14 protein-coding genes are annotated in these 12,240 nt (G+C 56.6%); 13 read left to right on the top strand and 1 reads right to left on the bottom strand.

The window, feature by feature from the left end; genetic code table 11:
* The first annotated feature begins 8 nt into the window (after positions 1-8).
* Positions 9-893: a branched-chain amino acid ABC transporter permease gene (locus tag ASE07_RS01085; protein WP_057288936.1), complete on the top strand. Its 885-nt coding sequence runs from the start codon at positions 9-11 to the stop codon at positions 891-893.
* A gap of 136 nt (positions 894-1,029) precedes the next feature.
* Positions 1,030-2,016, top strand: a complete 987-nt coding sequence (locus ASE07_RS01080) for a branched-chain amino acid ABC transporter permease (RefSeq protein WP_057288935.1) — start codon at positions 1,030-1,032, stop codon at positions 2,014-2,016.
* A gap of 58 nt (positions 2,017-2,074) precedes the next feature.
* Here the strand turns inward: ASE07_RS01080 and ASE07_RS01075 are convergent, their stop codons facing one another.
* A complete protein-coding gene (locus ASE07_RS01075) occupies positions 2,075-3,232 on the bottom strand; it encodes an iron-containing alcohol dehydrogenase (protein ID WP_442946037.1) in 1,158 nt (385 codons plus the stop codon).
* A gap of 185 nt (positions 3,233-3,417) precedes the next feature.
* On the opposite strand from ASE07_RS01075, the gene ASE07_RS01070 reads away from it, so the two are divergent.
* From ASE07_RS01070 to ASE07_RS01020, 11 genes are all read left to right on the top strand, one after another.
* The gene (locus ASE07_RS01070; protein WP_057288933.1) at positions 3,418-4,119 is read left to right on the top strand and encodes a hypothetical protein; all 702 of its coding nucleotides are present in this window, start codon (positions 3,418-3,420) and stop codon (positions 4,117-4,119) included.
* Between the two features lie 130 nt (positions 4,120-4,249).
* Positions 4,250-6,175 (top strand): tRNA uridine-5-carboxymethylaminomethyl(34) synthesis enzyme MnmG, encoded by a 1,926-nt coding sequence (gene mnmG / locus ASE07_RS01065; RefSeq protein ID WP_057288932.1) that lies wholly within the window; start codon positions 4,250-4,252, stop codon positions 6,173-6,175.
* Between the two features lie 12 nt (positions 6,176-6,187).
* Positions 6,188-6,841: a 16S rRNA (guanine(527)-N(7))-methyltransferase RsmG gene (rsmG, locus tag ASE07_RS01060; RefSeq protein WP_057288931.1), complete on the top strand. Its 654-nt coding sequence runs from the start codon at positions 6,188-6,190 to the stop codon at positions 6,839-6,841.
* Positions 6,838-7,470 carry a leucine efflux protein LeuE gene (gene leuE / locus ASE07_RS01055; protein WP_057288930.1) on the top strand — a complete coding sequence of 211 codons (633 nt, stop codon included), beginning with the start codon at positions 6,838-6,840 and terminating at the stop codon, positions 7,468-7,470. The genes rsmG and leuE overlap by 4 nt, the downstream gene beginning before the upstream one ends.
* Positions 7,471-7,476: 6 nt before the next feature.
* Positions 7,477-8,247, top strand: a complete 771-nt coding sequence (locus ASE07_RS01050; RefSeq protein WP_057288929.1) for a ParA family protein — start codon at positions 7,477-7,479, stop codon at positions 8,245-8,247.
* An 8-nt stretch (positions 8,248-8,255) separates the two neighbouring features.
* Positions 8,256-9,158: a ParB/RepB/Spo0J family partition protein gene (locus ASE07_RS01045; protein ID WP_057288928.1), complete on the top strand. Its 903-nt coding sequence runs from the start codon at positions 8,256-8,258 to the stop codon at positions 9,156-9,158.
* A 13-nt stretch (positions 9,159-9,171) separates the two neighbouring features.
* On the top strand, positions 9,172-9,720 hold the full coding sequence (locus ASE07_RS01040) for an RBBP9/YdeN family alpha/beta hydrolase (RefSeq protein WP_057288927.1): 549 nt from the start codon (positions 9,172-9,174) through the stop codon (positions 9,718-9,720).
* Positions 9,721-10,159: 439 nt separating this feature from the next.
* Positions 10,160-10,498 (top strand): ATP synthase subunit I, encoded by a 339-nt coding sequence (locus ASE07_RS01035; protein WP_057288926.1) that lies wholly within the window; start codon positions 10,160-10,162, stop codon positions 10,496-10,498.
* 1 nt (position 10,499) lies between these two features.
* Positions 10,500-11,324, top strand: coding sequence for a F0F1 ATP synthase subunit A (atpB, locus tag ASE07_RS01030; RefSeq protein ID WP_057288925.1), 825 nt, complete (start codon positions 10,500-10,502; stop codon positions 11,322-11,324).
* A gap of 101 nt (positions 11,325-11,425) precedes the next feature.
* Positions 11,426-11,671 (top strand): F0F1 ATP synthase subunit C, encoded by a 246-nt coding sequence (gene atpE / locus ASE07_RS01025; RefSeq protein ID WP_057288924.1) that lies wholly within the window; start codon positions 11,426-11,428, stop codon positions 11,669-11,671.
* 96 nt (positions 11,672-11,767) lie between these two features.
* Positions 11,768-12,238: a F0F1 ATP synthase subunit B gene (locus ASE07_RS01020; protein WP_057288923.1), complete on the top strand. Its 471-nt coding sequence runs from the start codon at positions 11,768-11,770 to the stop codon at positions 12,236-12,238.
* Positions 12,239-12,240 lie beyond the last annotated feature (2 nt).

The following is a 12,240-nucleotide window of genomic DNA, read 5'->3' as shown; positions in this document are numbered from 1 at the left end:
TATCGTTTATGGATATATTCGGCATCCCCCTGCAGGCCATGCTGAGCCAGCTGCTGCTCGGACTGGTGAACGGCTCGTTCTACGCAATGCTGTCGCTCGGCCTTGCGGTGATCTTCGGTCTGCTTAATGTGATCAATTTTGCGCACGGCGCGCTGTACATGATGGGCGCCTTTCTGGCGTGGATGGGCCTCAGTTACTTTGAGGTCAATTACTGGATCATGCTGATCGTCGCACCGCTGATCGTTGCCGTGTTCGGCATCATTATCGAAAAGACGATGCTGCGCTGGCTGTACAAACTCGATCACCTGTATGGTTTGCTGCTGACCTTCGGGATCACATTGATGCTGGAAGGGGTGTTCCGCTCCATCTATGGCGTATCGGGACAGCCGTATTCGGTCCCTGAGGCGCTTTCGGGCGCGTTCAACCTCGGATTCATGATCCTGCCGAAATACCGCGCCTGGGTCGTTCTGGCGTCTCTGGTGGTGTGTTTCGCCACATGGTTCGTCATCGAGAAGACCAAACTCGGTGCCTACCTGCGTGCCGGTACCGAAAACCCCAAGCTGGTCGAGGCTTTCGGCATCAATGTGCCGCTGATGGTCACGCTGACCTACGGCTTCGGCGTGGCGCTGGCGGCTCTGGCCGGCGTGCTGGCGGCGCCTGTGATCCAGGTATCGCCGCTGATGGGGTCCAACCTGATCATCGTCGTGTTCGCCGTGGTGGTGATCGGCGGTATGGGTTCCATCATGGGGTCGATCCTTACCGGCCTCGGGCTTGGCGTCATTGAAGGCCTGACACGCGTGTTTTATCCGGAACTGTCGGCGACCGTCGTGTTCATCATCATGGCCATCGTGCTGATGATTCGTCCGGCCGGCTTGTTTGGGAAAGAGAAATAAACCTGCTGCGCCTGGTCGCAGGCTTCGCTGTCATTCCGAACGCAGCGAAGCCGCCGGCCGATGGAAGGTATTGCAGGTCGTTTGAATATTGTTTGAATAGCTTGTTCGGAGTCACAGGTTTGAAAAGGTTGGAACCATGAACAAGAAAGTCGGATATGCAATCGCCATCGCGGCTGCGCTGGCGGCGCCATATTTTCTTTATCCGGTATTCCTGATGAAAGTGTTGTGCTTTGCGTTGTTTGCATGCGCCTTCAATTTGTTGATCGGTTTTACCGGACTGCTGTCGTTCGGGCATGCAGCTTTTTTTGGGGGCGCGGGCTATATCACCGGTCATGTGCTGAAGGTCATGGGATTGCCGTTTGAACTGGGTATCATTGCGGGCGTCATTGTGGCTGCACTGATTGGCCTAATCATGGGCGGGCTGGCGATCCGTCGCCAGGGAATTTACTTCACCATGATTACGTTGGCATTGGCACAGATGCTGTATTTCGTCTTTTTACAAACACCGTTTACCGGCGGTGAAGACGGTTTGCAAGGCGTGCCGCGCGGAAAGTTGCTTGGTGTCATTAACCTTGAAAGCGACATGACGTTGTACTTTGTCGTGCTGGCCATCTGCATCGCCGGTTTTGCGCTGATCGTGCGGACTGTGCATTCCCCGTTCGGCCAGGTGCTGAAAGCGATCAAGGAAAACGAGCCGCGTGCCATCTCGCTCGGTTATGACGTCGACCGTTACAAGCTGCTCGCCTTCGTGTTGTCGGCTTCGCTGGCGGGGTTGGCAGGCGCTACTAAAACCGTAGTGCTCGGTTTCGAGACCCTGACGGATGTGCACTGGTCGATGTCCGGCCTGGTGGTATTGATGACACTGGTCGGCGGCTTGGGAACACTGTCGGGTCCGATCGTCGGTGCCATCCTGATTATTGCGCTGGAGAATAAACTGGGTGACTTGGGTAACTGGCTTGCTGCCTTGACCACCATTGAATGGTTCCGCTCGATCGGTGAATCGGTCACCATCGTTACCGGTTTCATCTTCATTGTTTGCGTGCTTGCCTTCCGCCGCGGCATCGTTGGGGAGATCAGTGCTCTCTTCAAGCGTGCCCCTGCAGCATCTTCTTCCTCACACTGATTGTCTTGCGCCGGCAGCGTCCTGCTGCCGGCTTTCTTCCCTTGGTTTTTTCAGCGTATTACAGCGCCGCGGCGTATATCGCGCGGGCGTCGTTGCGTGTCACTTCACGCGGGTTGTTGGTCAGCAGCCGCGTCTGCAACATCGCGTCGTCAGCCAGGCGATCGAGATCCGATTCGGCAATGCCAACCTGACGCAATTGGGTTTCGATGCCAGTCCGTCGCGCAATCTGGTCCATCTGGTCGATCAATGCCTGGGTGCGTGCTTCGTCGCTGCCCGTCGCGCCCGGCGCAATGATGTCGGCCAGCTCGGCATACAAGGAGGCGGCATTCGGTGCATTGAAGCGCAGTACGTGCGGCAAGACCAAGGAATTTGAAAGGCCATGCGGCACGTGAAATATGCCACCGATCGGATAGGCGAGGGCATGAACCGCTGCACACGGCGCATTGGCGAAGGATTGGCCAGCCAGCATCGCGCCTAACAACATGGCTTGGCGAACCTCCAGGTTTTTACCATCTTCGCAGGCAGCAATGATGTTGGTGGATAGCAGCTTCAGTGCCTGCCGTGCAAGCATGTCCGACAGCGGATTCTTTTTAACCTTGGTGGTATAGGCTTCGATCGCATGCACCATCGCGTCGATGCCGGTGGCCGCAGTAACCTTTGGTGGCAGGCCAACGGTCAGTTCCGCATCAAGGATAGCGACATCGGCATAGAGCTGAGGGGAAACAACGCCCATCTTGGTGGTGGCGCCCGTGGTAACGATGGAGATTGGCGTGACTTCGGAACCTGTGCCGGCGGTGGTCGGCACTTGGATCAGGGGGAGCCGCGAGCCTTTGACATTGCCAATTCCGTACATGGTTTTCAGTTCCTGATCACTGCCTGCGAGGACGGCAATCAGCTTGGCAACGTCCATTGAGCTGCCGCCGCCCAAGCCAATAACCAGATCCGTTTCATTCTTGCGCGCTTCCGCGACCGCGCTCAGGACAACGGCTTCAGGCGGATCGGCGACCACATCCGAATAGATGCTGACGTGCATGCCGGCTTCGCGCAGGGAAGCAATCGGCGCATCAACTAGCCCAGTCTTCAGGAACCCGCCATCGGTCACAATCAACGCACGGCGAACAGCAGGGAAATGTTGTGCTGCAATGCTTCCCAGCCGCTTTGCGGCGCCTGGTTCTGAGACAATATGTGCGACAGTACTAAAGCTAAATGCACCGATTGGGGAGGGGACAGTCATGGAATCTCCTTGGATAGTTTCTTTAATGTAATAGGTTGTTGCAGATGTGGTAGAGCGCTGTTGACTTTGAGAGCATAGCCTGCATGATAGCTTAACTAGACGCTAATGCAGAAAGCGGCCAATGCCACATGCGATGTTTCACGTGAAACATAAAGGGAGCAACAAAGGTGGATACCAATTTGATATTTCAAAGGACGCATACCGGGCGCGAAGAGATACATGAGAAGCGCCACGGTCTGACACAGAGTGAGCGCTTGGTCCTGATTATGGTCGACGGGGTTACGACCTATAGTGATGTTCGGAAAAAACTTCCAGTGTTGCGGGATGAGCGATTTGCACGCGCCTTCAATACACTGATCAAGAAGGAGTTGATCGTTGAAGTATTTATGCCGGTAGCGGACCAGTCACCGGAAGCCGTTGAACGCTCAGTTATCGACCGTTTCCTTCAGCAAGACCCTCTGGATCCAGTCACCATTATTATCCATGACGTAGAAGAAGAACTTGGTGAGGCAAGGTTACGCACTGACACCATCAGTGCCGGTGTGCCCCATCCCTCAATCCTACCCGAAGCCAGTTTGCAAACGGCGACGTCCGACGCGACAGGGGAGTCGTTTACTCCGCCGCTAGTCCAACTTGCGATGGATGAGCATCATATTGCGCTCGCCGACTCGCTCACCAGTGAGTTACGGGAACGACACATGCAAGGCAGGCACCAAGCAACCAAACCGTTGCGGCGACATACAAAGCCGGTCACAAGCTCACGGCGCAAAGAAGAAACGCTACAACGCCCAACTAATTGGCCGTATTGGAGTATTGGTATCGGCATTGCCTTCATTGCAGGTTTTGTTGCTGCCAAGCTCCCATTCTGATTGTTTCACGTGGAACAAACTGACGTAGAAAGCATACAGGGCTCAACGGTCAACCATAAAAACCCCGTATAATCTCGCCTCCGGCAGCACTTCGCTGGCTCCTTTCATCACCGTCTCACCGAGGCGAACTATGCTTTTTCCTACAGAATTTGACGTTATTGTTGTCGGCGGTGGTCATGCCGGCACCGAAGCCGCGCTGGCCGCTGCCCGCATGGGGCAAAAAACCTTGCTGCTGACCCACAATATTGAAACTCTCGGGCAGATGTCTTGCAATCCCTCTATTGGTGGGATCGGCAAGGGGCATCTGGTCAAAGAAGTTGATGCCATGGGCGGAGCAATGGCAATTGCAACCGACGAAGCAGGTATTCAGTTTCGGATTCTTAACTCGTCCAAAGGACCGGCAGTACGCGCGACGCGCGCCCAAGCGGACAGGATTCTCTATAAAAAAGCCATTCGTTATCGCCTGGAAAACCAAGAAAACCTTTGGCTGTTCCAGCAAGCCGTTGATGACCTGATGGTTGAAGGTGATCGCGTCGTCGGTGCCGTCACCCAGGTCGGTATCCGCTTCCGCGGCCGCGCAGTTGTACTTACCGCTGGAACCTTCCTTGACGGCAAGATTCACGTTGGCTTGAACAACTACTCGGCTGGGCGCGCCGGTGATCCCCCGGCAATTTCTCTGTCGGCTCGCCTGAAAGAGCTCAAGCTGCCGCAAGGACGATTGAAGACTGGTACGCCGCCGCGCATTGATGGCCGCAGTATTGATTTTTCCGTGATGGAAGAGCAGCCCGGTGACCTCGATCCGGTCCCGGTGTTTTCCGTCATGGGCAATGCCTCTATGCATCCACAACAGTTGCCCTGCTGGATTACGCATACCAACGAGCGTACCCACGACATCATCCGTAATGGCTTGGACCGCAGCCCGATGTACACCGGCGTGATCGAAGGGGTAGGGCCGCGCTATTGCCCATCGATCGAAGACAAGATTCACCGCTTCGCAGACAAGAACGCGCATCAGATCTTTCTGGAGCCAGAAGGGCTGACCACAAACGAGTTTTACCCCAACGGCATTTCCACCAGCTTGCCTTTCGACGTACAGCTGGAGCTGGTGCACTCCATGCGCGGTCTGGAAAACGCCCATATCCTTCGCCCCGGTTATGCGATCGAATACGATTACTTCGATCCGCGTGGTTTGAAGGCTTCACTGGAAACCAAAGCGATTCAGGGCCTGTTCTTTGCCGGCCAGATCAATGGCACTACAGGATATGAAGAAGCGGCAGCCCAAGGCATGCTCGCCGGTTTGAACGCCGCCCTGCAAACGCAGGGACGTGAAGCCTGGACGCCGCGCCGTGATGAAGCCTATCTGGGCGTTCTGGTTGACGACCTGATCACCAAGGGCGTTCTGGAACCATACCGAATGTTCACCAGCCGGGCCGAATACCGGCTTAGCCTGCGGGAAGATAATGCCGATATGCGCCTGACCGAGATCGGTCGTACCCTAGGCTGTGTCAGTGATGCGCAGTGGGAAATCTTCGAGCGCAAGCGCGAAGCGGTGGCACGTGAAATGGAGCGATTAAAATCGACTTGGGTAAACCCACGTATCGTTCCTTCTGCGGAAGCCGAACGGGTGCTGGGCAAAGCCATTGAGAGAGAGTATGCACTCACTGATCTGCTGCGCCGCCCCAATGTTGACTACGACACGCTGATGAGTCTGAAAGACGCCGACGGCAAGGACCTTGCCGGGCCAGGTGTCACGGATGAAGCCGTCAAGGAACAGGTCCAGATCCAGATCAAATACGCCGGCTACATTGACCGCCAGGCGAAGGAAGTCGAGCGTCACGATCACTACGAAAACCTGAAGCTGCCAGCGGAGCTTGACTATATGGAAGTGCGCGGCCTGTCTGTGGAAGTACGGCAAAAGCTGAACAAGCACCGGCCCGAAACCCTGGGCCAGGCTTCCCGCATTTCCGGCGTGACGCCCGCAGCCATTTCCTTGCTGCTGGTGCACCTGAAAAAGGGCGGATTCAGGGACTTCGCCACGGTTCAGGCCGTAGCCTGAGAAAGCCGGCCGATGACCGCTTTTTCCCGCGACCAGCTCACCCGCATACTTGCCGATGGCATTGGCGCCTTGCAGCTCGGACTCAGTGATGCGCAGACAGATCAATTGATGGACTACCTGAGCCTGTTGGCAAAATGGAATGCCGTCTACAACCTGACCGCAGTACGCGATCCGGCGCAGATGGTGATCCAGCATCTGCTGGATTCACTCGCTGCCGTGCCGGCATTCAGCCAGGCGAACAATGTGCTCGATGTCGGCGCCGGCGGTGGACTACCCGGCATCGTGCTGGCGATTGCGCGTCCCGACATGCAAGTATCGATGATCGATACCGTACATAAGAAAACCGCATTCCTGACCCAGGCAAAAGCTGAACTCGGACTGCGTAATGTGACCGTCTACACTGCGCGTGTCGAGCAACTGAATGTCGCGACACCGTTCGATGTAATCACCTCGCGCGCTTTCGCTGAGCTCAAGGATTTCGTCACCTGGTCCGGACACTTGCTCGCGCCAGGCGGCCAGTTCATCGCCCTCAAGGGCGTACTGCCGCAGGAAGAAATCGTGCGACTGCCGGCCGGCTGGAAAGTCACTGCCACCCAAGCGTTGCAGGTACCCGGCATGGAGGCAGAGCGGCACCTTATTTTCATCAAGAGAGAAGGGGAAACATGAACGCCGCCTTTCACGCCATCGGCATCACCGATGTCTGGCAACTGATTGCCGCCACCATGGTGTTCCTGATGCTGCCCGGCCCCGGTACGTTTTGCGTGCTTACCAGCACGGGCAGACACGGCCTGCGCGGCGGGTATGCTTCACTGATCGGACTGATGCTCGGCGACGCGGTCCTGATGCTGCTGGCCGCACTCGGTGTCGCAGCCCTGTTGCAGGCCAATCCAGTTCTCTTCAAGGGCTTGCAATACCTGGGCGCGGTTTATCTGGCATGGCTCGGTTTCAAGCTGCTGACGACAAAGGAAGGGAAGGATGCCACGGTTATCCCATTTTCCAACGCCGCCGATTTCCGCCGTGGCTTCCTGGTCACCCTCATCAACCCGAAAGCTATCGTGTTCTACATGGCATTCTTCCCGTTGTTTATCGATCCGGCAACACAGCAGGGCGCAACAACTTTCTTCGCGATGGGTGCTGTGATTTCCTGTTGCACGCTTTTTTATGGCAGTCTGCTGGTCATCGCCGGCAATGCCGCGGCGAAGCGACTGGCAAGCAATCGCCGTATTGCGGCATTCGCATCACGCGCGGCCGGCATCTTTCTGATTGGCTTCGGCATCAAACTAACAACCAACTAAGAACAAATGGCCAAAATATTCTGCGTCGCCAACCAGAAAGGCGGCGTCGGCAAAACAACTACTGCCGTCAACCTTGCCGCAGGACTCGCACAGCTCAAGCAGCGCGTATTGCTGGTCGATCTGGACCCGCAGGGGAATGCCACCATGGGAGCGGGCATCAACAAGTCGGAACTGGAAGCTTCTGTCTACGAAGTCCTGCTTGGGATGTCCGACATCAAGACCGCACGCAAGACATCGGACACCGGAAATTTCGACATCCTGCCGGCCAATCGCGAACTTGCCGGTGCCGAAGTGGAAATGGTCGAACTCGACAACCGCGAGAAGCGCCTGAAAGACGCGATTGCCCTGGTCACCGACGAATACGATTTCGTACTGATCGATTGTCCGCCTGCGTTATCGATGCTCACCCTCAACGGCCTGTGCGCCGCACACGGCGTCATCATCCCGATGCAGTGCGAATACTATGCGCTCGAAGGCTTGTCGGACCTGGTCAACACCATCAAGAAAGTGCACGCCAAGCTCAACACGGATCTCAAGATCATCGGCTTGCTGCGGGTGATGTTCGATCCGCGCATGACGCTGTCGCAGCAGGTTTCCGCGCAACTCGAGCAGCATTTTGGCGACAAGGTTTTCAAGACCATCATTCCGCGCAATGTGCGGCTGGCGGAAGCGCCTTCCTATGGCATGCCCGGCGTTACCTTCGACCCGTCGTCCAAGGGCGCGCAGGCGTACATCGCATTCGGTGCGGAGATGGTTGAACGCATTCATTCAATGTAAGGCAGATCATGGCTATCAAAAAATCCAAGGGACTCGGACGTGGGCTTGATGCCTTGCTGGGCGGTTCGTCCGACATGGCCGAAGCGGTACCGACCGTGCCCGGCGCGCCATCGATACTGAATGTCACGCAGATGCAAGCCGGTAAATACCAGCCGCGCACACGCATGGATGAAGGCGCATTGAATGAACTTGCCGCATCGATCAAGGCGCAGGGCCTGATGCAACCCATCCTCGTGCGTCCGGTTGCGCATGTGGGACCCGACAAATATGAAATCATCGCCGGTGAACGCCGCTTCCGTGCCGCCCAGATCGCCGGCCTGACGGAAGTACCGGTACTGGTCAAGGATGTCGACGACCAGGCCGCCGCCGCGATGGCGCTGATCGAGAATATCCAGCGCGAAGATCTCAACCCGCTGGAAGAGGCGCAAGGCATTCATCGACTGATTTCGGATTTCGACTTCACACACGAGCAGGCAGCCAACGCGGTCGGCCGCTCGCGCAGCGCGGTGTCAAACCTGCTACGTTTGATGAACCTCGCCAAGCCGGTGCAGACCATGCTGATGGCCGGCGATATCGACATGGGCCATGCCCGTGCGTTGCTGGCCGTCGATTCCGCAACGCAGATCACGCTCGCCAACCAGATCGTCGCCCGCCGCATGTCGGTACGCGAAGCCGAAAAGCTGGTCATTCGCGCCGGCAGCGAACAGGCCTCGGCCAACAAGCAGCGCCCCAACAAGGAAAAGTCACGTGACATTTCCCGGCTCGAGGAAGAGTTGTCCGACCTGCTTGCCACCCAGGTCGCAATCAAGCTCGGTGCCAAGAACAAGGGCCAGCTGGTGATCGACTTTGCCAACCTGGATGCGCTTGATGACCTGATCGCCAAACTGCGCACTGAAAAACAAGCTGCATGAATTCCGCCCAACCATGACCTACAGCGTCCTGATCCTGCCCGGCTTGTATAACTCCGGCGAAGGCCACTGGCAAACCGTCTGGGAAGCCATCATGCCGAATGCGAGGCGTGTCATGCAAAAAGACTGGGACAAGCCTGACCGGCATGACTGGGTAGCCATGCTCGACGCCGCCATCGCTGCAGCCGACGGACCGGTCGTGCTTGCTGCGCACAGCATGGGCTGCGCGCTGACTGCGTGGTGGGCCAGCCAGCACCATCAGGCTGCGCATGGCAGCAAGGTTCTTGGCGCATTGCTGGTCGCGCCCCCTGATGTCGAGCGTGAGGATTTCCCCGCGTTCATCACCGGCTTTTCGCCGATGCCACGCGCACCGCTTCCGTTTCCAGCGATCGTCGCCGCTTCATCGGACGATCCGTGGTGTGAACTATCGCGTGCGCGGGCCTGGGCGGCTAACTGGAGCGCCGGCTTCTACGATATCGGTCCGCGTGGACATATCAACGGCGACAGCGGGCTTGGCGACTGGCCGGAGGGACGGGAGTGGCTGGGAATGCTGGCGCGGCGCTGAGAGTCCGGGCAGTAATGGTCAGCAACAGTCAGTACCGGGCAATACGCCCATAGGCAAATACTGCCGTTGCAACAAAATAAACAGTCGCAACAGAGTATCGACGGCACGTTGGCGCGATGCGCCCAAGCGGGGCAGGGCACATGACTGATTACTTACCAGGTAATTGTGATGCCGACCCGTCAGACCTATTCTTTTCATGGATGGAAAGGTGGTCGACAAACCGGTGCAGGATGGCATCACTCGAGGATGTGTAAAGCTGTCTATCGTAGTTTTACCGTAGCATCCATGCGGCATTCAGGCCGGCAATTGTTTGACGGTGACTGCGGAAAACACTTATAATCCCGTGGTTTCACAAAACGCACCACCTTGAAACACCGCGGCCCGTAGCAGGCATCAGAAGCGTTCTTCTGGTGGCACGGATTGCACGATTCGGACCTTTATGCTGCACATCGTCCTCATGCAATTTGCAACTACGGTTATCGCCGGACTGATTGCCGGCATGCTGGGCGGCGTACATGCGCTGGTGTCGGCGCTTCTGGGTGGGCTGTGCTGTGTGGTGCCAAACGGCTTGTTCGCTCTGCGCTTGTTCATCAGCGCGAGAAAGCCCGGCGCGGTCAATCCGATGACTTTTTTCATCGGCGAATTTATCAAGATTGCATTGACCCTCGCGCTATTGGGTGCGGTGGTCTGGCTGTACCACGATTTGAACTGGCTGGCGCTGATCGCCGCTTTCATCGTGGCGCTGAAAAGTTACATCATCTTATTATTTAGGCACTGACATGGCATCTACCACTGAAGCGGCATCACACGCGCCAACGGCGTCAGAATACATCGTCCACCACCTCGGACACCTGACCAACCAACACCAGGAAAAGATGGTCGATTTCTCGATCATCAATATGGACACCATTTTCTGGTCCATCTTCGTTGGCATCATCGGCTGCCTCCTGATGTATCGCGCAGCCCGCCATGCCACCTCCGGCGTACCTGGCCGGTTCCAGGCCTTCGTCGAGATGCTCGTCGAACTGGTAGAAGACCAGTCGAAGTCCATCGTGCATGGCAAGCGCGACTTCATCGCCCCGCTGGCGCTGACCGTTTTCGTCTGGGTCGCCCTGATGAACTCTCTCGACTTCCTGCCAGTGGACCTGTTCTCGAGCATCTTCCGTCTGTTCGGCATCGATATCCATCACCGTGTCGTCCCGACCGCCGACCTCAATGGCGCACTCGGCATGTCGCTCGGCGTGCTGGCACTGGTTCTCTATTACAACGTCAAGATCAAAGGTCTCGGCGGCTGGGTGCATGAACTGTTTGCCGCACCGTTCGGCATCTGGCTCGCACCGTTCAACCTGCTGCTGAACTTCATTGAATACATCGCCCGCACCGTGTCGCTCGGTATGCGACTCTGGGGCAACATGTACGCAGGCGAACTGGTGTTTCTGCTGATTGCACTGCTCGGCTCCACAGCCACCGTGTTCGGCTTCTTCGGTCATGTGGTTGCCGGCTCCATCTGGGCGATCTTCCACATCCTGATCGTGTTCCTGCAAGCATTCATTTTCATGATGCTGACCTTGATCTACATCGGTCAGGCGCATGAAGGCCACTAATAGCAGCCAGTAAAGAATCGAAAGATAGGAAGTACGTAACGAAGTTTGTTTTTGGGTATTTTGTTTTTAATTTTTAACTTTAACTTTTTGAAGGAATTCAAATGACTGATATCTCTTTTGTTGCTCTGGCTTGTGGTCTGATCATCGGCCTGGGTGCTATCGGTGCGTGTATCGGTATCGCGATCATGGGCGGCAAGTACCTCGAAGCATCCGCTCGTCAGCCTGAACTGATGAACACCCTGCAAGCCAAGATGTTCGTTCTGGCTGGTCTGATCGACGCTGCGTTCCTGATCGGTGTTGGTATCGCCATGTTGTTTGCTTTCGCAAACCCGTTCATCGCGAAGTAATCCGGCGCACAGGGTACCGCCTCCGGTACCCGCCGATTTCCAGCCGCCGGACCTGACCCAGGTTCGGCTCTCGTTATTCTGAGAAGGAAAAATACCGTGAACTTAAATGCAACCCTGATTGCACAGTTCGTGGTCTTCTTCATCTTGGCGATGTTCACAATGAAGTTCGTGTGGCCGCCGCTGATGAAAGTGCTCGATGAGCGCGCCGAGAAGATTGCGAACGGTCTGGCTGCCGCCGACCGGGGCAAGGCAGAGATGGCTGCGGCTGAAAAGCGTGCGCAGGCTGAACTGACTTCCGCCCGTGATGAAGGCCAAAAGCGCATCAACGACGCTGAAAAGCGTGCGCAGGCAATTATCGAAGAAGCCAAGAAGACTGCATCCGACGAAGCTGCGCGCATTATCGCCGCTGCCAAGGCCGATGCTGAACAGCAAGTCACTCGTGCACGCGAAGAACTGCGCAGCCAGGTCGCCGCCCTCGCGGTGAGCGGCGCCGAGCAGATCCTCAAGCGTGAGGTTAACGCAGCGGCCCACGCCGACCTGCTGAACCAACTGAAGACTGAACTGTAATC

This window comes from Noviherbaspirillum sp. Root189 (assembly GCF_001428545.1).
Lineage (GTDB): Bacteria > Pseudomonadota > Gammaproteobacteria > Burkholderiales > Burkholderiaceae_D > Noviherbaspirillum.
The sequence above is the reverse complement of the archived record's forward strand: the minus strand, read 5'-3'. Positions and strand labels throughout refer to the sequence as shown.

What these genes read in the sequence shown, in the direction of transcription:
- ASE07_RS01045 (WP_057288928.1), top strand. Translation starts at nt 8,256, where the DNA reads ATGGCTATCAAAAAATCCAAGGGACTCGGACGTGGGCTTGATGCCTTG.
- ASE07_RS01050 (WP_057288929.1), top strand. Translation starts at nt 7,477, where the DNA reads ATGGCCAAAATATTCTGCGTCGCCAACCAGAAAGGCGGCGTCGGCAAA.
- ASE07_RS01035 (WP_057288926.1), top strand. Translation starts at nt 10,160, where the DNA reads ATGCTGCACATCGTCCTCATGCAATTTGCAACTACGGTTATCGCCGGA.
- ASE07_RS01080 (WP_057288935.1), top strand. Translation starts at nt 1,030, where the DNA reads ATGAACAAGAAAGTCGGATATGCAATCGCCATCGCGGCTGCGCTGGCG.
- ASE07_RS01085 (WP_057288936.1), top strand. Translation starts at nt 9, where the DNA reads ATGGATATATTCGGCATCCCCCTGCAGGCCATGCTGAGCCAGCTGCTG.
- rsmG (WP_057288931.1), top strand. Translation starts at nt 6,188, where the DNA reads ATGACCGCTTTTTCCCGCGACCAGCTCACCCGCATACTTGCCGATGGC.
- atpE (WP_057288924.1), top strand. Translation starts at nt 11,426, where the DNA reads ATGACTGATATCTCTTTTGTTGCTCTGGCTTGTGGTCTGATCATCGGC.
- leuE (WP_057288930.1), top strand. Translation starts at nt 6,838, where the DNA reads ATGAACGCCGCCTTTCACGCCATCGGCATCACCGATGTCTGGCAACTG.
- mnmG (WP_057288932.1), top strand. Translation starts at nt 4,250, where the DNA reads ATGCTTTTTCCTACAGAATTTGACGTTATTGTTGTCGGCGGTGGTCAT.
- atpB (WP_057288925.1), top strand. Translation starts at nt 10,500, where the DNA reads ATGGCATCTACCACTGAAGCGGCATCACACGCGCCAACGGCGTCAGAA.
- ASE07_RS01040 (WP_057288927.1), top strand. Translation starts at nt 9,172, where the DNA reads ATGACCTACAGCGTCCTGATCCTGCCCGGCTTGTATAACTCCGGCGAA.